The 22,745-nt window shown below is 69.4% G+C and carries 18 protein-coding genes; 5 read left to right on the top strand and 13 right to left on the bottom strand.

The window, feature by feature from the left end:
* Nucleotides 1-457: 457 nt before the first annotated feature.
* Nucleotides 458-1,144, top strand: coding sequence for a response regulator (locus tag OG447_RS26160; RefSeq protein ID WP_266939756.1), 687 nt, complete (start codon nucleotides 458-460; stop codon nucleotides 1,142-1,144).
* 259 nt (nucleotides 1,145-1,403) lie between these two features.
* On the opposite strand, the gene OG447_RS26155 is transcribed toward OG447_RS26160, so the two are convergent.
* The 10 genes from OG447_RS26155 to kdpF (OG447_RS26110) all read right to left on the bottom strand — a co-directional run bounded on the left by OG447_RS26155 (nucleotide 1,404) and on the right by kdpF (OG447_RS26110) (nucleotide 12,061).
* Entirely contained in the window at nucleotides 1,404-2,210 is an 807-nt protein-coding gene (locus OG447_RS26155) for an SDR family NAD(P)-dependent oxidoreductase (RefSeq protein ID WP_266939754.1), read from the bottom strand.
* 714 nt (nucleotides 2,211-2,924) lie between these two features.
* Nucleotides 2,925-5,468 carry a sensor histidine kinase KdpD gene (locus OG447_RS26150; RefSeq protein WP_266939752.1) on the bottom strand — a complete coding sequence of 848 codons (2,544 nt, stop codon included), beginning with the start codon at nucleotides 5,466-5,468 and terminating at the stop codon, nucleotides 2,925-2,927.
* A 58-nt stretch (nucleotides 5,469-5,526) separates the two neighbouring features.
* Nucleotides 5,527-6,216 (bottom strand): response regulator, encoded by a 690-nt coding sequence (locus OG447_RS26145; protein ID WP_266939751.1) that lies wholly within the window; start codon nucleotides 6,214-6,216, stop codon nucleotides 5,527-5,529.
* 124 nt (nucleotides 6,217-6,340) lie between these two features.
* Complete coding sequence (locus tag OG447_RS26140; RefSeq protein WP_266939750.1) at nucleotides 6,341-7,060, bottom strand: potassium-transporting ATPase subunit C; 720 nt, start codon at nucleotides 7,058-7,060, stop codon at nucleotides 6,341-6,343.
* A gap of 22 nt (nucleotides 7,061-7,082) precedes the next feature.
* Entirely contained in the window at nucleotides 7,083-9,188 is a 2,106-nt protein-coding gene (gene kdpB, locus OG447_RS26135) for a potassium-transporting ATPase subunit KdpB (protein WP_266939748.1), read from the bottom strand.
* On the bottom strand, nucleotides 9,185-10,849 hold the full coding sequence (gene kdpA / locus OG447_RS26130) for a potassium-transporting ATPase subunit KdpA (RefSeq protein ID WP_266939746.1): 1,665 nt from the start codon (nucleotides 10,847-10,849) through the stop codon (nucleotides 9,185-9,187). The genes kdpB (OG447_RS26135) and kdpA overlap by 4 nt, the downstream gene beginning before the upstream one ends.
* 6 nt (nucleotides 10,850-10,855) lie before the next feature.
* Nucleotides 10,856-10,945: a K(+)-transporting ATPase subunit F gene (gene kdpF / locus OG447_RS26125; protein ID WP_063789431.1), complete on the bottom strand. Its 90-nt coding sequence runs from the start codon at nucleotides 10,943-10,945 to the stop codon at nucleotides 10,856-10,858.
* The gene (locus tag OG447_RS26120) at nucleotides 10,942-11,097 is read right to left on the bottom strand and encodes a hypothetical protein (protein ID WP_266939743.1); all 156 of its coding nucleotides are present in this window, start codon (nucleotides 11,095-11,097) and stop codon (nucleotides 10,942-10,944) included. The genes kdpF (OG447_RS26125) and OG447_RS26120 overlap by 4 nt, the downstream gene beginning before the upstream one ends.
* An 87-nt stretch (nucleotides 11,098-11,184) precedes the next feature.
* A complete protein-coding gene (locus OG447_RS26115; RefSeq protein WP_266939742.1) occupies nucleotides 11,185-11,937 on the bottom strand; it encodes a DUF4118 domain-containing protein in 753 nt (250 codons plus the stop codon).
* Nucleotides 11,938-11,971: 34 nt separating this feature from the next.
* Nucleotides 11,972-12,061: a K(+)-transporting ATPase subunit F gene (kdpF, locus tag OG447_RS26110; protein WP_266939741.1), complete on the bottom strand. Its 90-nt coding sequence runs from the start codon at nucleotides 12,059-12,061 to the stop codon at nucleotides 11,972-11,974.
* 242 nt (nucleotides 12,062-12,303) lie between these two features.
* Between kdpF (OG447_RS26110) and OG447_RS26105 the strand changes: the two genes are divergently transcribed.
* The 4 genes from OG447_RS26105 to OG447_RS26090 all read left to right on the top strand — a co-directional run bounded on the left by OG447_RS26105 (nucleotide 12,304) and on the right by OG447_RS26090 (nucleotide 19,107).
* A complete protein-coding gene (locus tag OG447_RS26105) occupies nucleotides 12,304-14,190 on the top strand; it encodes an APC family permease (protein WP_266939739.1) in 1,887 nt (628 codons plus the stop codon).
* 236 nt (nucleotides 14,191-14,426) lie between these two features.
* The gene (gene kdpB, locus OG447_RS26100) at nucleotides 14,427-16,577 is read left to right on the top strand and encodes a potassium-transporting ATPase subunit KdpB (RefSeq protein WP_266939737.1); all 2,151 of its coding nucleotides are present in this window, start codon (nucleotides 14,427-14,429) and stop codon (nucleotides 16,575-16,577) included.
* 393 nt (nucleotides 16,578-16,970) lie between these two features.
* Complete coding sequence (locus OG447_RS26095) at nucleotides 16,971-18,908, top strand: amino acid transporter (RefSeq protein ID WP_266939735.1); 1,938 nt, start codon at nucleotides 16,971-16,973, stop codon at nucleotides 18,906-18,908.
* A complete protein-coding gene (locus OG447_RS26090; RefSeq protein ID WP_266939734.1) occupies nucleotides 18,898-19,107 on the top strand; it encodes a hypothetical protein in 210 nt (69 codons plus the stop codon). The genes OG447_RS26095 and OG447_RS26090 overlap by 11 nt, the downstream gene beginning before the upstream one ends.
* A 36-nt stretch (nucleotides 19,108-19,143) precedes the next feature.
* Here OG447_RS26090 and OG447_RS26085 read toward each other — a convergent pair whose 3' ends face one another.
* From OG447_RS26085 to OG447_RS26075, 3 genes are all read right to left on the bottom strand, one after another.
* On the bottom strand, nucleotides 19,144-20,679 hold the full coding sequence (locus OG447_RS26085; RefSeq protein WP_266939732.1) for a fused MFS/spermidine synthase: 1,536 nt from the start codon (nucleotides 20,677-20,679) through the stop codon (nucleotides 19,144-19,146).
* Between the two features lie 132 nt (nucleotides 20,680-20,811).
* Complete coding sequence (locus tag OG447_RS26080; RefSeq protein WP_266939730.1) at nucleotides 20,812-22,566, bottom strand: ABC transporter ATP-binding protein; 1,755 nt, start codon at nucleotides 22,564-22,566, stop codon at nucleotides 20,812-20,814.
* Nucleotides 22,563-22,724: an iron dependent repressor, metal binding and dimerization domain protein gene (locus tag OG447_RS26075; RefSeq protein ID WP_323181866.1), complete on the bottom strand. Its 162-nt coding sequence runs from the start codon at nucleotides 22,722-22,724 to the stop codon at nucleotides 22,563-22,565. The genes OG447_RS26080 and OG447_RS26075 overlap by 4 nt, the downstream gene beginning before the upstream one ends.
* Nucleotides 22,725-22,745 lie beyond the last annotated feature (21 nt).

Genomic DNA, 22,745 nt, shown 5'->3' with positions numbered 1-22,745 from the left:
GCGGATGGGGCGGTGCGTCAGTGCACCGGCAGGTGAGCAGCGTGCGGGGCCGGGCGCACCGTATGCGGTGGCCGGTCATCGTGGCGCAGACCGCTGTTCACATCGCTCATCCAACTGGTTTGCGAGGCAGGGCTCAAGGGAGGAGGCGAGTCCTTGACACAGCTCTGATGCGAGCAGGATTTCGGCAGGTTCCGGGGATTTGCGACTCCCTGACGGGATCCAGACGCCCGGCATCAGCGGCACGTCAAGAAGTACGGGTCCGGTGGATCCCCTGCCGTGCGAGTCGCACCGTACGAAGGACGTCAAAGTAGCGCCCGCAGCCGTATGGACGTCGTCAACACCTGCTGAGGCGGCCGGAGATCGCTGTTTCCTCTAGTTGACCGCCCCATCCGAAGCTCATCAGCAGCTCATGGTGGCCGGACCTCCATAGGACGTACGACAGGAAGGCGGCACGCCGATGACCCGGGTGCTGGTGGTGGATGACGAGCCGCAGCTTGCTCGGTTGCTGGTCATCAATCTGAAGGCGCGCAACTACGACGTGGATTGCGCACAGGACGGGGGCGCGGCCCTGGAGGCCGTGGCGGCCTGCCGCCCGGACGTGGTCCTGCTCGACCTCGGGCTGCCCGACATGGACGGGATCGATGTGATCAAGCGTCTGCGCGGATGGTCGCAGGTGCCCGTCCTGGTGGTCTCCGCCCGCCACGGCTCCGACGAGAAGATCCAGGCCCTGGACGCGGGCGCCGACGACTACGTCACCAAGCCCTTCAGCATGGCCGAACTGCTGGCCCGGCTGGGAGCCGTCGCCCGCCGCAGTCTCACGCAAGGGCCGGTCGCCGCGGATGAAGCGGTCGTGGAGACCGAGGAGTTCACCGTCGACCTGCTCGCGAAGAAGGCCAGGCGCAGAGGGAAGCCCATCAGGCTCACGCCGACGGAATGGCATCTGCTGGAGGTGCTGATCCGCAACCGGGGCCGGCTCGTCAGCCAGCGGCGGCTGCTCCAGGAGGTGTGGGGTTCCTCCTACGGAACACAGACCAACTACCTGCGGGTGTACATGGCTCACCTGCGGCGGAAGCTGGAAGCGGACCCGTCGCACCCGCGTCATCTGATCACCGCTCCCGGTATGGGGTACCGCTTCGAGGTGTGAGTGCGTGCAGCCGAGGGGGGCGCTGAGCCAGGTCCCGTACCCCGGTGGGGAACCAGCGGACGAGGGCCGGGAGCCGGTGGGACGGCAGGTTGATCACGAGGCTTCCTTGTCGGGACATGGAGGCGGGGCGGCCCTGTTTCGCAGGGCCGCCCCGCGGATGGGGCTGATGGCTAGCAGGAGGGCTTGCTGCCGTGGTTGGAGCCCTTCTTGCGGCGGGCCCTCTTCTTGCGTGCGCGCTTGGACATGTCTGGTGATCCCTTCAGGCGGTGTGGCCGACGAGGAGGTCGGCGAGCTTGTTGAGGCGCTTGACCGTGCGGTCCTCGGTGGCGGCGGCGGCCGGGGCGACGCGTTCGGAGCGGTCGTAGTAGGCGCCGTTGACGATCTCGGTGGCGGGGTCGCAGAGCGCCACGACGTGGCCGGCGCCCTCGGCGGCGGACTCGCCCTCGTTCCCGTAGAGGGGGAGCAGGCCGGTCGCGCAGACTCCGGGGTGGACGGAGACGGCGGTGATGCGCGGGTCGGACGCGAAGACGGTCAGCGCCAGCTGCGACTGCGCGTAGGCGGCGAGCCGCGAGTAGCGGCGCTCCCGGTTCGGGTCGCTCCACTGGATGGCTGCGGTGCGGTGGAGCGAGGAGGAGACGTTGACGACGCGCCCGCCCGGGTCGGTGGTCAGGGCGGGTTCGAGGAGGTTGGTGAGGAGGTAGTGGGCGAGGAAGTTGACCTGGAAGGCGATCTCGTTGCCGTCGACGGTGAGGGTGTGGCGCTCGGGGGCGGCGATGGCAGCGTTGTTGACGAGGACGTCGAGGCGCGGGTGCTCCCGTACGACGGCGTGGGCCAGGTTCTCGACCTCCTCCAGACGGGCGAAGTCGGCGGCGAGCGGGCGCAGCAGGGCGCTGTCGATGCCGTCGGTGGCCATCAGCCGGTCGGTCGCGGCCTGGGCCTCTTCGGCGGTGCGGCCGTGGAGAAGGACGACCGCGCCACGCTGGGCGAGCCGGCGAGCGGTTTCGTAGCCGATGCCGGAGGTGGCGCCGGTGACGAGGACGGTACGTCCGGACAGGGATGAAGACATGTGGGATTCCTGGAAGCAGGCATGGCTGACGCGCCCCGCACCCCGGCTCTGGGCAGGGGTGTGGGCTCAGTTCATGCGGTGAAGGTGGTGAAGGTGGTGAAGGTGAGGATGCGTACGGAGCCTCGGCCGGAGTCCTTCAGGACGCCGGCGGCTGGTACGCGGAGGACGCGCGGCCGATCAGAGGGCCGGGCGGACAGCGGGCGCTGTCGGCTGCACCTGATTCGGTGGCCGATCGTCGTAGCGCGGACCGCTGTTCATGACCCCATCCCAGCGCATCAGGGATGCCGGGGCAAGATCCTGAACGGGACTTTGACGGCCTTCTGATGGCCGTCGGGTGACCGCGCGGATCCGGTCTTCGCGCAGGTCATCAGGGCCGCGTCAAAGATCGACGGCCGTGCGGAAGGAACGCGTCAAGGAGCGTTGTCACGGACCTCGGCCGGAAGCAGACTGGTGGAGCGACGGAGCCGGTGACGGTCCGGTGGCGCGCGGCCGGAGGCCGGTGACCTGAACACCGCCGAAGATGCGCATGGTCCGGCCGTGGGGGTACGGGCCGATGCGACCGCGTGCTGGTCAACCGTCGCACAACACATGAGCCGTCCAGCTACCGGTGTGGGGATACCGGAGCTGGGCGGCTCGCGTGTTTCGGTCGTCAGCGTGTACACCAGCGGACAGTTGTGGCCGGCAATCGTCGGGTGGCCCGGTCCGCGGGCCGGTTCAGGTGACCGCCGAGGTCGGGAGTTCCGCGGTGACCGGCGGTGCGCCGCCCGCTATGGGGAGGGTGATGACCATGGTGAGACCCCCGCCGGGGGTGTCCTCGGCCGTGAGGGTGCCGCCGATGGCCTCGGTGAAGCCGCGGGCGACGGCGAGGCCGAGGCCCACGCCCGCGCCGCGCGGGGCGTCCCCGTGGCGCTGGAAGGGTTCGAAGATGCGGCCCTTGGCCTCGTCCGGGACTCCGGGGCCGCGGTCGACGACGCGCAGTTCCACGCGCTCGTGCAGGGCGCTGGCCGTGACGTTCACGGGCTGGCCGTCGGGGCTGTACTTGACGGCGTTCTCGACGATGTTGGCGACGGCCCGCTCCAGCAGGCCGCGGTCGACGGCGATCATCGGCAGAGTTTCGGGGATGTCGAGTTCGACACTGTCCTCGGGTACGCCTCCCAGGGCCATCGGGACGACCTCGTCGAGGTCGGTCTCGCGGATCAGCGGGACGACGGTGCCGGTGTTGAGGCGGGACATGTCCAGCAGGTTGCCGATCAGGGCGGCGAGGCGGTCGGCGCCGTCCTCTATGCCTTCGAGGAGTTCGGCCTTGTCGTCCTCGGACCATTCGACGTCGTCTGAGCGCAGGGAGCTGACGGAGGCCTTTATGCCGGCGAGCGGGGTGCGCAGGTCGTGGCTGACGGCGGCGAGTAGTGCGGTGCGGATGCGGTTGCTTTCGGCGAGTTCGCGGGACTTCTCGGCTTCGTCGACGAGGCGCTGGCGGTCGAGGACTACCGCTGCCTGGGCGGCGAAGGCGCCGAGTACGCGGCGGTCTTCAGCAGGGAGCACGCGGCCGGTCAGGGCGAGGGCCATGTTGTCGCCTATGGGCAGGTCGACGTCCGCGTCCTCGGGTCGGCTGACGGGACCGGTGCCGACGGATGCGGCCGTGGTCCAGGGGTCGACTTCGCTGGTGCGCTCGAGGAGGACGACCGACTGCATGGCGAAGGTCTCGCGGAGCCGCTCCAGGAGGGCGTCGAGGGAGTTCTCGCCGCGCAGGACGCTCCCGGCGAGGAAGGAGAGGATCTCGGACTCAGCGCGCAGGCGAGCTGCCTGGTGGGTGCGGCGGGCGGCGAGGTCGACGACGGAGGCGACGGAGACGGCGACACCCACGAAGATCGCGATGGCGACGATGTTCTTGGGGTCGGAGATGGTGAGTTCGTGCAGCGGCGGGGTGAAGAAGTAGTTCAGCAGCAGGGAGCCGAAGGCTGCCGAGGCCAGCGCGGGGAGGAGTCCGCCGAGCATGGCCGCCGCCACGGTGCATGTCAGGAAGAGCAGCATGTCGTTGGCGAGCCCGAGGTCGGGGACGACCTGGTTCAGCAGGACGGCGAGGAGCGCGGGTCCGGCGATGCCGGCCAGCCAGCCCCAGATGATGCGGGACCGGCCGAGGCGGGCGCCGCGGGTGACGGGCAGGCCGCGGCCCTTGGCGGCCTCGTCGTGGGTGACGATGTGGACGTCGAGGTCGGGTCCGGATTCGCGGGCGACGGTGGCGCTGACGCCGGGGCTGAAGACGGACTGCCAGGATCGCCTGCGGCTGACACCGAGCACGATCTGGGTGGCGTTGCAGCCGCGGGCGAACTCCAGCAGCGCGTCCGGGACGCTGTCGCCTATGACGTGGTGGAAGGTGCCGCCGAGGTCCTCGACCAGGGTGCGCTGGACGGCCAGTTCCTTGGGGGAGGCGGAGGTGAGGCCGTCGCTCGCGGCGATGTAGACGGCGAGGACTTCGCCGCCGGCTCCCTTCTCGGCGAGGCGGGCGGCGCGCCGGATGAGCGTACGGCCCTCGGGGCCGCCGGTGAGGCCGACGACGATGCGTTCGCGGGCCTGCCAGGTGGAGCGGATGTTGTGTTCGCCCCGGTACTCCTGGAGGTACTCGTCGACCCGGTCGGCGACCCACAGCAGCGCGAGCTCGCGCAGGGCGGTGAGGTTGCCCGGCCGGAAGTAGTTGGACAGGGCCGCGTCGACCTTGTCGGGCTTGTAGACGTTGCCGTGGGCCATGCGGCGGCGCAGGGCCTGCGGGGACATGTCCACGAGCTCGATCTGGTCGGCCCGCCGGGCCACCTCGTCCGGGACCGTCTCCCGCTGCCGTACCCCGGTGATGGTCTCGACCACGTCTCCCAGCGATTCCAGGTGCTGGATGTTGACGGTCGAGACGACGTCGATGCCGGCCTGGAGCAGCTCTTCGACGTCCTGCCAGCGTTTGGCGTTGCGCGAGCCGGGGACGTTGGTGTGGGCGAGCTCGTCCACCAGCGCCACGGCGGGGCGCCGCGCGAGGATCGCGTCCACGTCCATCTCGGTGAAGGTGCTGCCCCGGTACTCGATCTCGCGCCGCTCGATGAGTTCCAGGCCGTGCAGCATCACCTCGGTGCGCGGGCGGTTGTGGTGCTCGACGAAGCCGACGACGCAGTCGGTGCCCCGCTCGATCCGGCGGTGCGCCTCGGAGAGCATCGCGTACGTCTTGCCGACGCCCGGCGCCGCGCCGAGGTAGATGCGGAGCTTGCCGCGTCCCATGTTCCGACTCTTCTTCTCTGCTGACGACGGGGGTCTCTGCTGTGGACTGGGCGGGTGATCAGGGTTCGAAGCGGTAGCCCATGCCCGGTTCGGTGATCAAATACCGGGGGTGCGAGGGGTCCGGTTCCAGTTTGCGCCTCAGCTGGGCCATGTAGACGCGCAGGTAGTTGGTGTTCTCCCCGTAGGTGGGTCCCCAGACCTCCAGCAGCAGCTGACCCTGTGTGATCAGTCGGCCCGGGTGGGTGATGAGGATTTCCAGCAGGTGCCACTCGGTCGGGGTCAGCCGTACGGTGCGCTCGCCCCGGCGTACCTTCTTCGCGACCAGGTCGACGGTGAACTCTTCGGTCGTGACCACGGCGACTTCGTCGGCCTGCGGAGCCGCCGGGGCTTCGTGTCTCCGGGCGGCTGCCCGCAGGCGGGCCAGGAGCTCGTCCATGCTGAACGGTTTCGTCACGTAGTCGTCCGCGCCGGCGTCCAGCGCCCGGATCTTGTCCTCCGAGGTGTGCCGGGCGGAGAGGACCAGGATGGGGACCTTGCTCCAGACGCGGACACCCTTGATGACTTCGATGCCGTCCATGTCGGGGAGTCCGAGGTCGAGCACTATGACGTCCGGCTTGTGGGCGGCCACGAGCCGCAGGGCCGAGCCGCCGTCGGAGGCCTCTTCGACCTCGAATTTGCGTGCCTGGAGATTGATCTTCAGGGCGCGGACGAGCTGAGGATCGTCCTCCACCACCAGCACCCGGGTCATCGGTGTGCAGCCTTTCCTTCGTTACGGGCACGGCACGAGGCCGGCGGGGTGCTGGGGCCACTCCCAGCGGTGGCTGGGGGAGGCGTCGCGCCCCGCCGGCGCTCAGACCGTGCGATGTGGAACATCAGCTCTTGGTCAGTGCCTTCAGGGCGGTGTTGAGCTCAAGGACGTTGACGCGCGGTTCGCCCATGAAGCCGAGGGTGCGGCCGCTGGTGTGGTCGGCGACGAGCTTCTCGACCTGCTTGACGTCGAGCTTGTTCTGCTCGGCGACCCGGTGGACCTGGAGTTCGGCGTACTCCGGGGAGATGTCAGGGTCGAGACCGGAACCGGAGGAGGTGACGGCGTCGGCCGGCACGTCCTCGGGGTTGACCTTGTAGTCCGCGGTGGAGTTGTCGGTGACGACGGAGTCCTTGGCGGCGAGGACCTGGGCGCAGAGGGTGCCTTCCTCCACGTTCTCCGGGTCGCACTTGCCGTTGACCGCGCCGTTGTCGGCGGAGCGGTTGGTGGCGCCGGACAGGATCAGCGAGTACTGCATGTTGACACTGTTGCTGCCCAGACCGTTGGAGGGGCGCGGCTGGAACCACTTCAGGTCCGGCCTGGCCGCCTCTTCGGCGTCGTTCGGGTCCTTCTTCGGCAGGTTGTAGCTCTGGCCGATGAGGGAGGAGCCGACGACCTGGCCGCTCTTGTCCTTGACCTCGGAGCCGTTGGCCTTGTTGTTGAACAGGGCCTGGGCGATCCCGGTGACGGCGAGCGGGTAGAGGACCCCGCAGATCACGGTCAGGACGAGAAGGGCGCGCAGGCCCGCCCCGATCAGGCGGACGGTGCTGGATACGGAATTGTTCATGGCAGATCAGCACGTTCCTAATTCAGGCGAGCCCGGGGATGAGGGAGATGAGCAGGTCGATGATCTTGATGCCGATGAACGGGGCGATCAGGCCGCCCACGCCGTACAGCCCGATGTTGCGGCGGAGCATCTTGTCGGCGCTGGTGGGCCGGTACTGGACGCCCTTCAGGGCGAGCGGTACGAGCGCGATGATGATCAGCGCGTTGAAGATGACCGCGGAAAGGATCGCCGACTCGGGGGAGGCCAGGCCCATGATGTTGAGCTTGTCCAGGCCCGGGTAGACCACGGCGAACATGGCCGGGATGATCGCGAAGTACTTCGCGACGTCGTTGGCGATGGAGAACGTGGTCAGTGCGCCCCGCGTGATCAGCAGCTGCTTGCCGATCTCGACGATCTCGATGAGCTTGGTGGGGTTGGAGTCCAGGTCCACCATGTTCCCGGCCTCCTTGGCGGCCGAGGTGCCGGTGTTCATCGCCACGCCGACGTCCGCCTGGGCCAGCGCCGGGGCGTCGTTCGTCCCGTCGCCGGTCATCGCGACGAGCTTGCCGCCCGCTTGCTCCCGCTTGATGAGGGCCATCTTGTCCTCGGGGGTGGCTTCGGCGAGGAAGTCGTCGACGCCGGCCTCCTCCGCGATGGCCCTGGCGGTGAGCGGGTTGTCGCCCGTGATCATGATCGTCTTGATGCCCATGCGGCGCAGTTCGTCGAACCGCTCGCGCATGCCTTCCTTGACGACGTCCTTGAGGTGGATGACACCCAGGACGCGGGCGCCCTTGTCGTCCTTGACGGCGACGAGGAGCGGGGTGCCGCCGGCCTCCGAGATCTTGTTGGCGAGGGTGTCGGCGTCGTCGGAGACCTGGCCGCCCTGAGCCTTGACCCAGGTGATGACCGAGCCGGCGGCGCCCTTGCGGGTCTGCTTGCCGTCCACGTCCACGCCCGACATGCGGGTCTGCGCGGTGAAGGCGATCCACTCGGCGTGCGCGAGCTCGCCCTGGTGGCGTTCGCGCAGCCCGTACTTCTCCTTCGCCAGAACGACGATGGAACGGCCCTCGGGGGTCTCGTCCGCGAGGGAGGACAGCTGGGCGGCGTCCGCCAGCTCGGCCTCCGTCGTGCCCTTGACCGGGACGAACTCCGACGCCTGGCGGTTGCCCAGGGTGATCGTGCCCGTCTTGTCCAGGAGCAGGGTGGAGACGTCGCCCGCGGCTTCCACGGCCCGGCCGGACATGGCCAGGACGTTGCGCTGGACCAGCCGGTCCATGCCGGCGATGCCGATCGCGGACAGCAGAGCACCGATCGTGGTCGGGATCAGGCAGACCAGGAGAGCCGTGAGCACGATCATCGACTGCTCAGCGCCCGCGTAGATCGCGAACGGCTGCAGCGTGACCACGGCCAGCAGGAAGACGATCGTGAGGGACGCCAGCAGGATGTTCAGGGCGATCTCGTTCGGCGTCTTCTGCCGGGCCGCGCCCTCGACCAGTGCGATCATCCGGTCGATGAAGGTCTCACCGGGCTTCGTGGTGATCTTGATGACGATCCGGTCGGACAGCACCTTCGTACCACCGGTGACCGCGCTGCGGTCGCCGCCGGACTCCCGGATGACCGGGGCCGACTCGCCCGTGATGGCGGACTCGTCCACCGACGCGACGCCCTCGACGACGTCACCGTCGCCCGGGATGACGTCCCCGGCCTCGCAGACCACCAGGTCACCGATACGGAGCTCCGCGCCGGGCACCTGCTCCTCGGCCTTTCCGTCCTTGGTCAGACGGCGGGCAACGGAGTCGGTCTTGGCCTTGCGCAGGGTGTCGGCCTGGGCCTTGCCGCGGCCCTCGGCGACGGCCTCCGCCAGGTTGGCGAAGATCGTGGTCAGCCACAGCCAGGCGGTGATCGCCCAGCCGAACCAGTCCGTCGGGTCCTTGATCGCCAGGACGGTCGTGACGACCGAGCCGATCAGGACGACGAACATGACCGGGGACTTGATCATGACCCGGGGGTCGAGCTTGCGGATCGCGTCGGGGAAGGACTTCAGCAGCTGCTTCGGGTCGAACAGGCCGCCGCCGACGCGTCCGCCGCCCGGCTTGTGGCCGGTGGGCACGTCCTGGTGCGGAGCCCTTGTAGGAGTGGCGGTGCTCATGATGCGAGCCCTTCGGCGAGCGGACCCAGCGCCAGGGCCGGGAAGTAGGTCAGACCGGTGACGATGAGGATGGTGCCGACGAGCAGGCCCGTGTAAAGCGGCTTGTCGGTACGCAGCGTGCCCGCGGTCTCGGGGACGGGCTTCTGCTCGGCGAGCGAACCGGCCAGCGCCAGGACGAACACCATGGGCAGGAATCGGCCCAGCAGCATGGCGATGCCGATGGTGCTGTTGAACCACTGAGTGTCGGCGTTCAGGCCGGCGAAGGCCGAGCCGTTGTTGTTGGCGCCCGAGGTGTAGGCGTAGAGGATCTCGGAGAAGCCGTGCGCGCCGGAGTTCGTCATCGAGTTCGCCGGGGTGTCCAGCGCCATGGCCGCGGCGGTGAAGCCGAGGACCAGGGCCGGGGTGATGAGGATGTAGCAGGCCGCGAACTTGATCTCGCGGGTGCCGATCTTCTTGCCCAGGTACTCCGGTGTGCGGCCGACCATCAGGCCGGCGATGAACACCGCGATGATCGCCATGATCAGCATGCCGTAGAGGCCGGAGCCGACACCGCCGGGGGCGATCTCGCCGAGCTGCATGCCCAGCAGCTGGATGCCGCCGCCCAGACCCGTGTAGGAGGAGTGGAAGGAGTTGACCGCACCCGTAGAGGTCAGGGTCGTCGCGACCGAGAAGATCGCGGAGGCGCCGATACCGAAGCGGGTCTCCTTGCCCTCCATCGCGCCGCCGCTGACGTCGAACGCCGGGCCGTGGTGGGCGAACTCGGTCCACATCATCAGCGCGGTGAACCCGATCCAGATGGTGGCCATCGCGGCGAGGATCGCGTAACCCTGCTTGACCGAGCCGACCATCCTGCCGAAGGTGCGGGTCAGCGCGAACGGGATGAGGAGGATCAGGAAGATCTCGAAGAGGTTCGAGAACGGGTTGGGGTTCTCGAAGGGGTGGGCCGAGTTGGCGTTGAAGTAACCGCCGCCGTTCGTGCCCAGCTCCTTGATGACCTCCTGCGAGGCGACAGCGCCGCCGTTCCACTGCTGCGAGCCGCCCATGAACTGGCCGACCTCGTGGATTCCGGAGAAGTTCTGGATCGCGCCGCACGCGACCAGGACGATCGCGCCGATCACGGAGACGGGCAGCAGGATACGGACCACTCCGCGGACCATGTCGGCCCAGAAGTTGCCGAGCTCACCCGTGCGGGAGCGCGCGAAGCCGCGTACGAGGGCCACCGCGACGGCCATGCCGACCGCGGCGGATACGAAGTTCTGCACCGCCAGGCCGCCGGTCTGTACGACGTGGCCCATGGCCTGCTCGCCGTAGTACGACTGCCAGTTCGTGTTGGCCACGAAGGAGGCGGCGGTGTTGAAGGCCTGGTCCGGGTCGATCGCCACGAAGCCGAGCGAGCCGGGCAGGATGCCCTGGGCCCTCTGGAGGGCGTAGAGGAAGAGGACGCTCACGGCCGAGAAGGCGAGGACGGCGCGCAGGTAGGCGGGCCAGCGCATCTCGGCGGTGGGGTTGGCGCCGATGGCCTTGTAGATCCACTTCTCCGGCTTGTAGTGCTTCTCGGAGGAGTAGACGCGAGCCATGTAGTCGCCCAGCGGGCGGTAGGCCAGTGCGAGCGCGGCGATCAGTGCGAGGAGCTGGAGCACACCAGCGAGAACGGGACTCATCGGTGGCTAGAACCTCTCCGGGTACACAAGGGCGAGGACGAGGTATCCGAGCAGGGAGACGGCCACGACGAGGCCGACGATGTTTTCGGCAGTCACAGCTTGGTCACCCCCCGGGCGATGAGTGCCACCAGTGCGAAGACCGCGACCGTGGTGACGACGAAGGCCAGATCGGCCACCGTGAGCTCCTGGAAGAAGAGGGAGGAAATGAATCGGCCAGATGGCCGATGACGAGATAACCGTGTCTTCATCCCGGCGTTAAGACGCCTTGACGGGGTCCATACGGGAGCAGGGGAACTCTTAACGCCACGCATACGTGAGAGGCCGCGAACCGCCGGTCAGCCCTGCTGGGACAGTCCGGCCGTGTCCAGCGCGGCACCGGCCTGCGCGGCCAGCGCGACAGCCACCAGGCGTGCCTCTTCGGGGGGCAGGGGGCGTCCGGGGACCGGGTCGAGGAGGAAACGGCCGTAGTAGTGGCCGCCGCCGACGGCCCGCAGCTCGGTCTCCCCGTCCGGCCAGTCGGCGTACTCGGTGATGCGGTCGCCGCTGTGCAGCCACAGGTTGCCGTCGTGCTCCAGGCGCGGCAACCGTCCCATCAGGGTCCCGTACTCGAAGCGGCAGCCGCGCAGCCCCAGCAGCCCGACGAGCTCCCGGCGCACGTACTCGACCACCGCTTCCGGCGAGCTGCCGTCCTCGACCAGCCGAGCGGTGCCCTGGAGGCTGGAGAGGTGCGCGGCGTCGGTGACCACGACCGTCCGGAGCCTCCGTACGCGTACGGCCAGCTGCGAGACGATCAGCCCGACGACGAGCAGGAGGACGGCCGTCTCGATGTCGTCGCGGTCGGCGATCGCGAACTGCTGGTAGGGCCTGGTGAGGAAGAAATCGAACCAGGCGGCCGCCGATAGCGCGGCCAGCGCCCCGGCCGCCCGCGTGCCGAGCGCGGCGACCGCGACCACCGCGACGACCATGATCAGAGCCTCGTTCGTCGCCGAAAGAGCCGTTCGGAACGGCACGAGCGCGAGCGCCACGAGGAAGGGGACCACGAGGGCCGCGAGCAGTACGGCACGGTCGTGGAGCCGGTACCCGGACATGTGATGCCTCCTGTCCGGAGATGTCGGTCTTGAATCAGAACCTCTCGGGCCTGATCAGGGCGGTCACGAGATAGCCGAGCAGAGCGATGGCGACGATGAGCCCGACCACGTTTTCCGCGTCCATCAGCGTGCGCTCCTTTTGAATTCCTCGAACATGTCTTGCCCACTGCAAGCCTGCCCCCGGTGGAGGAGGGAGCCACGCACCCTGGCGAGGTCTTGACGCGCCTCATACGACTTTGCGGCCCCGGCGTCAGGAGCGCGTGAAGAGTGGGGCGGCGCTCGTATGGATTCCGCCAAGGGCACTGGTCATTCGGCCATGCCGTCCCGACGCTGTCCTCACTTTGTCCAATCGGAGGAACAGCGAAGATGGCCATAGACATGGGAAAGACGACCGCGGCAGGGCAGGCCCCGGGCACGGAGGAACCTCCTGATACCGGCATGGGAACGCCTTCCGAGGCGGGGGACCGGCACCGGCTGACCGCCCTCCAGGGGCTGGCCGCGCTGTCGCTGGACGCGATGGCCTCGGTCGCGTACGGGCCGGAGTCGATCGTGCTGGTGCTGGCGGCAGCCGGTGCCTACGGCCTCGGCTTCACCCTCCCCGTCACCCTGGCGATCGCGGCTCTGCTCGCCGTACTGGTGGCCTCGTACCGGCAGGTCATCGCCGCGTTCCCGGACGGCGGGGGCTCGTACGCCGTCGCCAAGAAGCACCTGGGCCGGCGTACGAGCCTGGTGGCGGCGGCCTCGCTGATCCTCGACTACGTGCTGAACGTGGCCGTCTCCGTCACCGCCGGCGTGGCCGCGCTGACCTCGGCCTTCCCCGAGCTGTACGGGGAGCGGGTGTGGATCTGTCTCGGGGTCCTGGCCCTGGTCACGGCGGTGAACCTGCGCGGGGTCGTGGACTCCGCCAAGGCCTTCCTCGTGCCGACCGCCGTGTTCGTGGGGTCGATCCTGGCCATGGTCGTGGTCGGCCTGTTCCGTGACGGTCCGGTGAGCACCGCTTCAGCCGCCGGCCACGCCTCCGCCTTGGGGGAGGGCGCCACTGCGGTCGGCGCGCTGTTGCTGCTGAAGGCCTTCGCGGCCGGCTGTTCCGCCCTGACGGGCGTCGAGGCGGTCGCCAACGCGGTGCCGTCGTTCCGGGCCCCGGCCGCGCGTCGCGCCCAGCGGACCGAGGTCGCACTCGGGGCCCTGCTGGGTGTGATGCTGATCGGCCTGTCGGTCCTGATCGGCCGCTTCCACCTCCAGCCGGTCGAGGGGGTGACCGTCCTCGCCCAGCTCGCGGACGCCTCCTTCGGACACAACGCGGCCTTCTACGTCGTCCAGTTCGCCACCATGGTGCTGCTGGCGCTCGCCGCGAACACCTCCTTCGGCGGTCTCCCGGTGCTGATGAGCCTGCTGGCCCGGGACAACTACCTGCCGCACGTCTTCGCCCTCAAGGCGGACCGCCAGGTGCACCGCCACGGGGTGGTGTGGCTGGCGCTCGTGTCGGGTGTCCTGCTGGTGTTCTCCGGCGGCGACACCAATACCCTCGTCCCGCTCTTCGCGATCGGCGTCTTCGTCGGTTTCACGATCTGCCAGGTCGGCATGGTCCGGCACTGGTACGGCGAGCGGCCCAAGGGGTGGCAGGCCAAGGCCGCGCTCAACGGCTTCGGCGCCCTGCTCACCGGAGTGTCGGCGATCGTCGTGACCGCCACCAAATTCACCGAGGGCGCCTGGCTGATCGTGCTCGCCCTGCCGCTGATCGTCCTCGCCTTCGAGAAGATCCACCGCGCCTACGCGCAGATCGGCGGCCGCCTGGAGCTCGGCCGCATCCCTCAGCCGCCCCGGCGCTCCCGCTCTCTGGTCGTCGTGCCCGTTTCCGGGCTCTCCCGGCTGACCTGTCAGGCGCTCACAGCCGCCCGTTCGCTCGGCGACGAGGTCCTTGCCGTGACCGTCACCCACTCCGGTCCGGAGGACCGGCAGGCGGCCGAAGCCCTGCGTCGGGACTGGGAGTTGTGGAAGCCGGGCGTCGAGCTGATCGAGGTCTCCTCCGATACCCGCTCGCTCGGCCGCCCGGTGTCGGCGTACGTGCGCGAGCTGACGCAGACCCATCCGGACACCCAGGTGACCGTCCTCGTCCCGGAGACGGAACCCGCCCACCTGTGGCAGCGGATGCTCCAGAACCAGCGCGGTTCCGTCGTCGCCCACGCCGTGCGCCGCGACACCGACGCCGTCATCTGCCGCCTGCGTTTCCGTATCACCGACGACGCGCGCTGACCTGCGTTGACGCGCCCTTGACGGCGATCTGACGCATCCCGTGCGCCGCCGTCAAGAAGGTGCCAATTCCCCCGCGCACAGGGGGAATCCCCCGCGAACGGGCAGTAGTTTCCTGCCTGTTGCGCCGCCGGGGACCTCGATCACTCACATGACGGCCGAGGGGGTCCATGCGAGACAGTCCCCGGCGGCGACACCACATCTCCCGCAGCCCGTTGAACCCACCAGAAGGTCGCCCGATGCCTCCCGCCGCCGCGCAGCACGTTTCCCCGGGTCTCGGCACCCCTCCGCGGACTCCGCTCAACCGGCCGTCCCGGAAACGCTCCGGCCAGGTGAACGTGCTGGAGCCCGAACTCCTCGCCGCCTCGGCCCGGGAAGCCGTCGCCAAGCTCCACCCGCGCGAACTGGTCAAGAAACCGGTGCTGTTCGTCGTCGCCGTCGGATCGGTCCTCACCACGCTCTCCGCGCTGATCCACCCTTCCGTCTTCACCTGGGTGATCAGCGTCTGGCTCTGGCTGACGGTCCTCTTCGCCAATCTCGCCGAGGCCGTCGCCGAAGGCCGCGGCCGCGCCCAGGCCGAGTCGCTGCGCAAGGCGCGTACGGACACCGTCGCGCTGCGCCTGAACCACTGGACGTACGGGGCGAACCTGCGCCGCGCCGAGACCGAGGTGGTGACCCCAGCCGAGCTCCAGCCCTTCGACTTCGTACTCGTCGAGGCCGGCGAATCGATCCCGGCCGACGGCGACGTCGTGGACGGGGCGGCGATGGTGGACGAGTCCGCCGTCACCGGTGAATCGGCCCCGGTCCTGCGGGAGTCGGGCGGCGACCGGTCCTCGGTGACCGGTGGTACGACGGTGCTCTCCGACTCGATCGTCGTACGGGTCACCTCGCGCTCCGGGAACAGCTTCATCGACCGCATGATCGCCCTGGTCGAGGGCGCGTCCCGGCAGAAGACCCCGAACGAGATCGCGCTGAACATCCTGCTGGCCGCCCTGACCGTCATCTTCATCCTGATCGTGGTCAGCATCCAGCCGATGGCCGCCTACGCGGGCGCCGCCCAGTCCACGACTGTCCTGGTCGCCCTCCTCGTCACCCTCATCCCCACCACCATCGGCGCCCTCCTCTCGGCGATCGGCATCGCCGGCATGGACCGGCTCGTCCAGCGCAACGTCATCGCGCTGAGCGGCCGCGCCGTCGAGGCCGCCGGTGATGTGAACACCCTCCTCCTCGACAAGACCGGCACCATCACCCACGGCAACCGCGAGGCCGCCGCCTTCATCCCGCTCCCCGGCATCGACCACACCAAGCTCGCCGACGCCGCCCAGCTGTCCTCCCTCGCCGACGAGACCCCCGAAGGCCGCTCCGTCGTCGCTCTGGCCCAGCGGTACGGACTCCAGCCGGCCGCCGCCGAGGACCTCAGCAACCCCCGCTTCACCGAGTTCAGCGCCCGCACCCGGATGAGCGGCGTCAACCTGAGCTGGGACAACGGCGCCGGCTGCGCCATCCGCAAGGGCGCGGTGGCACAGGTCTGCGACTGGGTGGTGGCACGCGGCGGGACCGTACCGGAGGAGGCCGCCGCCTGGTCCGCTCAGGTCTCGCAGTCCGGCGGGACCCCGCTGCTGGTGGCCGTCCACGACTGGGACGGGCCGCGCGTCCTCGGCATCGTCCACCTCAAGGACGTCGTCAAGGACGGCATCCGGGAGCGCTTCGCGGAGCTGCGCGCCATGGGGATCCGTACGGTCATGGTCACCGGCGACAACGAGCTGACGGCCCGCGCCATCGCCGCCGAGGCGGGCGTCGACGAATACCTCGCCGAGGCCACACCCGAGGACAAGCTCGCGCTCATCAAGCGGGAACAGGCCGGCGGCAAGCTCGTTGCCATGACCGGCGACGGCACCAACGACGCCCCCGCCCTCGCCCAGGCCGACGTCGGCGTGGCCATGAACACCGGTACCTCGGCCGCCAAGGAAGCCGGGAACATGGTGGACCTGGACTCCAACCCCACCAAACTCATCGAGATCGTCGAGATCGGCAAGCAACTCCTCATCACCCGAGGCGCCCTGACGACCTTCTCGATCACGAACGACGTCGCCAAGTACTTCGCGATCATCCCGGCCATGTTCACCGCGGCATACCCCGGCCTGGAGGCCCTCAACATCATGGGCCTCAGCAGCCCGACCTCCGCCATCACATCGGCGATCATCTTCAACGCCCTGATCATCGTCGCCCTCATCCCGCTCGCCCTGCGCGGCGTCCGCTACAAGCCCGCCTCCGCCCACGACCTCCTGCGCCGCAACCTCGGCGTCTACGGCCTCGGCGGGCTGATCCTGCCCTTCGTCGGCATCAAGCTCATCGACCTGCTGGTGTCCACCGTCCCCGGCCTCGGCTGACCGTCCGGCAACGGTTCGTCAGAGGAGCGCCAGGGAGTCGTGGGTCCACCGGCCGTGCCGTCCACCGCCGCCCGCAGGCTCCTGCCTCACCCCAGACCTCGGCCGCGCCAGGCCGGCCAGCGTTGATCCACACTTCGCTGGTTCCCCTGCGGGGGCGGCCCCCGTCCGGGCCGCCCCCGCTCCTCGTTCCGGACCACCGTGGCTGCTCGCTTGCCGGCAGGGCTGCTGTCACTGGCGTGCGAAGACGGTTCGCTACGCCACGAGTGGCTCTGTCCGCGTTAAGGACGCGTCAGGATCGGCTCAGCTGCGGGCATAAGAGATCAGCCTGCGTACGCTGGCTCAGCCATCGGTGTCGATGGCTGATTCTTTGCCGTACGACAGGAGCACCCAACGATGGCCACCCCGGCCCGCTCCTCGCGCCTGCGCGCGTGGATGCTGGAAGGCTTGACCGCCGAGAACAGTTCGCCCGCTGCCAAGGAGGCGGCGGCCCAGCCCCACGGCCGCCCCTGGTGGCGGGTCATGTGCCTCACGGGTCTCGACTACTTCTCCACCCTCGGCTACCAGCCCGGCATCGCGGCGCTCGCTGCCGGCCTGCTGTCGCCGCTGGCGACCATCGTGCTCGTCCTGCTCACCCTCTTCGGCGCGCTGCCCGTCTACCGGCGTGTGGCCGAGGAGAGCCCGAACGGCGAGGGCTCCATCGCCATGCTGGAGCGGCTGCTGACGTTCTGGAAGGGGAAGCTGTTCGTCCTGACCCTGCTCGGCTTCGCGGCGACCGACTTCCTGATCACCATCACCCTCTCGGCCGCCGACGCGACCGCGCACCTGGTGGAGAACCCGCACCTCACCAGCACTCTCCACGGCCACGAAGTACTGATCACCCTGATCATGATCGCGCTCCTCGGGGCCGTCTTCCTCAAGGGGTTCAGCGAGGCCATCGGCGTCGCCGTGGTGCTGGTGGCCGTCTACCTCAGCTTGAACGTCGTCGTGGTGGCGCGCGGCCTGTGGGAAGTGATCGCCGAGCCGCACGTCGTCACGGACTGGACGGAGGCTCTGACCGCGGAGCACGGCAATCCGTTCATGATGATCGCCATCGCGCTCATCGTGTTCCCGAAGCTCGCGCTCGGCCTGTCCGGCTTCGAGACGGGTGTGGCGGTCATGCCGCACGTCAAGGGCGACCCGGAAGACACGGTCGAGAAGCCCACGGGCCGGATCCGCGGTGCCAAGAAGCTGCTGACGACCGCGGCCATCATCATGAGCGTCTTCCTGATCTGCTCCAGCTTCATCACCACCCTGCTGATCCCGGCCGACCAGTTCCAGCCAGGCGGCGAGGCCAACGGCCGTGCCCTGGCCTACCTCGCCCACGAGTACCTGGGCTCCGCCTTCGGCACGGTCTACGACATCTCGACGATCCTGATCCTGTGGTTCGCGGGCTCCTCCGCCATGGCCGGCCTGCTCAACCTGATGCCGCGCTACCTGCCCCGCTACGGCATGGCCCCGCACTGGGCACGCGCCCTGCGCCCGATGGTCATCGTGTTCACCCTGGTCGCGTTCCTGGTGACGTGGATCTTCGACGCCGACGTGGACGCGCAGGGCGGCGCGTACGCCACCGGTGTCCTCGTCCTCATCACCTCGGCCGCCGTCGCGGTCACCATCGCCGCCCGCCGGGCCGACGAGCGCGGCTGGACCATCGGCTTCGGCATCATCTCCGCCGTCTTCATCTACACCACCGCTGTCAACATCGTCGAACGTCCCGACGGCGTGAAGATCGGCGCCTGCTTCATCGCCGGCATCATGGCGCTCTCCCTTCTCTCCCGCCTGGCCCGGGTCTTCGAACTCCGCGTCACGGACGTCGAGCTGGACGACATGGCGCAGCGGTTCATCCGCGACACCGCCCACCGCACGATCCGGTTCATCGCGAACGAGCCCGACAACCGGGACAGGACCGAGTACCGCGAGAAGGTCGAGCAGATCCGCGCGGACAACGACATCCCGCCCGGGGACGACGTCATGTTCGTCGAGGTCACCGTCCTGGACGCGTCCGAGTTCGAATCCGGGATGCGCGTACGCGGAGAGGTACTGCACGACCGCTACCGCGTCCTGACCCTGGAGAGCTCCAGCATCCCCAACGCCCTCGCCGCCCTCCTGCTGCACGTCCGCGACGAGACCGGGCAGCGGCCCCACATCTACTTCGAGTGGACCGAGGGCAACCCCATGGCCAACTTCTTCCGCTTCTTCCTCTTCGGTCAGGGCGAGGTCGCCCCCGTCACCCGCGAGGTCATCCGCGAGGCCGAACCGGACCGCGCTCGCCGCCCGCACGTCCATGCCGGCTGACGGCCGGCTGACCGTCATCGCCTCCGGTGCGGTCCTCGACGCCCTGTGGCTGCTCGGCATCGGGGTCTGGGCGGTCATCACCGCAATGGCGCGGTGCGGGGGATCGGAGCCGGCGGACGGCGTGGTCGATCGTGTCCACGGCTGCGCGAGCGGCTCGCTGGGTGACATGGCTGTAGGGCGGTGGTCGAGAGGGTGGTGATGGTGGGAGTGCGGCATGGCTCGGACGTGCGTCCTGTCACTGGCTGCTCCGTGGGCCATAGGGCTGGAGGAGCTGGTCGACGGGTGCGTGGTCGTCGGTGAGCAGTTGAGCACCGCCGATCCAGGACGTGAGGTCGTCGCCGGTGGCGATTTTCCAGCCGGTTTGCCGGGCGTCCAGCGCTTCCTGGGCCACGCGGAGGTCGACTGGTCGCTTGGAGGCGAGCACCACCAGATTGCCGCCCTCAGGGGTGGCCGTCGGGTCGAGGCCGATATCGGAGGGTTTGCCGACGAGGGCGACGTGCTCGAAGGTCTTGCTGAGGGTGGCTACTTCGGCACGTGCGAAGGCCAGACCGCCGTGGTCGATGAGGTTGGCCACGTACAGGCCGTTTTCGTTGAGCACCCGCCGTACGTCGGTCATCGCTTCCGTCGTAGTGAGGTGCCACGGCACGCTGACGCCCCCGAAGGCGTCGCCGACGACGAGGTCACGACTGCCGGCGTCCAGTCGCCGCAGGCCGAGCCTGCCGTCCTCGACGCGTACGTCGATACCGCCTTCTGATCTCAGACCCAGTTGGTCGCGGTCGATGCGCACGACTTCGCTGTCGATCTCGGACACAAGGCTGCGCGTCCCGGGCCGCGTGGCCGCGAGGTAACGGGGAAAGGTGAGCCCGCCGCCGCCCAGGTGGTGGGCAGCCAGTGGCCTGCTTTTGGGAAAGGCGGCATCGACCACCGACGCGATGGCGCGCACATACTCGAACTTGAGCAGGGTCGGGTCGTCGATGTCGACGTAGGAATGCCGCACGCCGTCCAGAACGAGTGTGCGGCCGCTGCCCCGGTCGGGGTCTGCGACGATCCGTGCGCAGTGGTACCTGGTCTCCGTGTCGCAGCCGCCGGGCGCGACCATGGTGGCGAGGCCGCCGGCAACGACCGCGAGCGTCAGGGCAGGCGTGCTGCTCCACCCGCGCGTTCGCCACTCGACCAGCGCCGAGCCGACCACCAGCAGTGTTCCGAGGCCGATCAGGATGCCGCTGACCGGCAACCGCGAAACGAGGACGAAGCCGGTGAGGACCGTGCCGACGATGGCGCCGACCGTGCCTACGCCGGACAGCCGGCCGACAACCGTTCCGGTTTCGGCGAGGCTGGTGAGACGCAACTTGGTCACGATCGGCGTCACCGCGGAGAGCAGCGCGCCCGGTACGAGGATGGTCAGCGATGCGATCAACAAGAGCATCGCCGGTGCCCACTCCGCAGTGGTGCGCAGCACGGCAGGGGTGAGCGCCACGACCGCTCCCGACACCCCGAGCGAGGGGCCGATGAGCCGGCGTGGATTGACCTGGTCGGCGATGCGCCCACCCAGCCAGGAGCCGACGGCGATCGCGGTGAGGGCGATGCCGATCACCATGGTGCTGGTTTCGAGGGTCAGGCCGAGGTAGGGAGCCAGCAGCCGCAACGCGACGATCTCCACCACCAGGACCGCGGCCGACGACCCGAACACAAGCACGGCAGCGGTACGGGGACCCAGGCCGTAGTTGTGAGGTGTGCCCTCGGCGAGAGGCGAGGAGGACGATCTGGTCACGGCCGACATCCTTGCACGCGACTCATCGACAGCATGGCGAAAATCCTCATTCAACCGGATACGGGTCCGGTCCATGCGTGCTCTTCGCCGGCCAGAGATCCGGACAATCCCGGTGACCCGCACTCCCGGGGGTCAAGGGGTGGTGTCGTTGTCGCCGACCCGGTAACCGGAGATCTCGCCGGGGCGCCCGGCCAAGGAGAGGTTCCAGAAGTCGGCGTAGCGGCCGCCACGGCGCAGCAGTTCGTCATGGCCGCCTTCCTCGACGATGCGGCCGGCGTCGAGGAAGACGATGCGGTCGGCGTGTCGGACGGTGCTCATCCGGTGGGCCACCAGGAGCACGGTTCGGCCTGCCATCAGGCGCTCGATGCCGGCGTGGACGGCCGCCTCATTGACGGGGTCGAGCGCGGAGGTGACCTCGTCCAGCAGCACGATCGGCGCGTTCTTCAGCAGCGCGCGGGCAATCGAGACGCGCTGGCGCTCGCCGCCGGACAGGCGCGCTCCGCCCTCGCCGACCTCGGTCGCCCATCCGTCGGGCAGGCGTTCGACCACCTCGTCCAGGCGCGCCGCGGCCGCGGCTGCCCTCACCTCGGCTCCGGTGGCGTCGGGGCGGCCGAGGCGCACGTTGTCCTCGATCGTGCCGTCGAAGAGATAGACGTCCTGGAAGACGATGGCGAACTGTGCCATCAGATCTGCCGTGCCGATGGCGCGTACGTCCGCGCCGCCGACGCGCACCGCGCCCGCGTCGACGTCGTGGAACCGGGCGAGCAGGTGCAACAGGGTGCTCTTGCCCGCACCCGACGGCCCCACCACGGCCAGCCGCTGCCCCTCGGGGACGGACAGCGACAGGTCGTCGAACACCGTGCGCTCCCCGTGCCGGAAGGTGACCGAGTCGAACTCCACCCCGTGTCCGACCGGTTGGACCGGGTCGGGGGCCTGCGGCAGCGGTTCCGTGCGCAGCACCGCGTCGAGCCGGCCCAGTTCGCCGCGGGCGCCGCGGAGCTTGCCGCCGAGGTCGGCCAGCGACAGCAGCGGGTCCGCGCAGCGGGCGGCCAGCACCAGGATCGTCAGCAGCTCCGCGGCCCCGATGTCCCCGCCGAGCGCGAGGTGCACGCCCAGGACCAGCATCGCGGTGAACACCGCCTGCACCGTCAGGGTCAGCCCCAACGCGCCGGGCAGCGCGGACAGCGTGGAGCGGCGGGAGGCGTGCTGGACCTGCCGCAGGGAGTCGTCCAGCAGCCGGAAGCGTTCGGCGGTCCGGCCGCCGGCGCGCAGCACCGGCTGGGCCCGGAGGTATTCGATGACCCTGCCGGTGGCCTCGCGGTCGTGTGCGGCGCGCTCCGCGTCCTCGGCGGCGGTCGAACGACCGGTCAGGATCTGGATCGCCGCCACGACGGGGACGGCGGCCAGCGCGGCCAGGCCCAGCTGCCAGTTGGCGGCCAGGATCACGGCGACGATCGTCAACGGCGTCACGGCGGCGGAGACGAACGGCGCCAGCAGGTGTGCGATCACGCTCATCGCCTGCAGCACACCCTGGCCGGCCAGGACGGACACCTCTCCCACCCGGGCCGCGCCGTACCACCCGAGCGGCAGCCGGGCCAGATGGTCGCCGAGGCGGTGGTACACGCCGCGCAGCAGGGCGGTGCCGACGCGGAACCCCGACAGGTCGCTGAGGTAGCGCAGCACCGCGTAGGCACCCACCGCACTGCCGAACGCGCCCAGCCAGGGCCAGGCGTCGCCGGGCGCGTCCCCGAGCAGCGCCCGCAGTAGGGGCAGAAGCAGGGCGTAGGACAGGCCCTCGACGGCCGCGGTGGTCGTCATCAGGGCGAGGGTGCGGCGCATCGGGCGGGAGTACTGGTGGCCCAGCACGCGCAGCAGCATGCGGATCATCGCGGGTGGTCTCCTTGTCGTTCGCCGTCGGGTTGGCCGAGGGGTTCGGCCAGCCTGTTCTCCACCGTGTCGGACATGACGTGCTGCCAGCGGGAGGCCTCGGTGTGGACGTCCTCCCACCGCAGACCGATCACTTCCGCCAGCAGGCACTCGGCCAGGCGGATCGATCAAGCCGTGCG

Origin of the sequence: Streptomyces sp. NBC_01408, from assembly GCF_026340255.1 — a bacterium.
Lineage (GTDB): Bacteria > Actinomycetota > Actinomycetes > Streptomycetales > Streptomycetaceae > Streptomyces.
The sequence above is the reverse complement of the archived record's forward strand: the minus strand, read 5'-3'. Positions and strand labels throughout refer to the sequence as shown.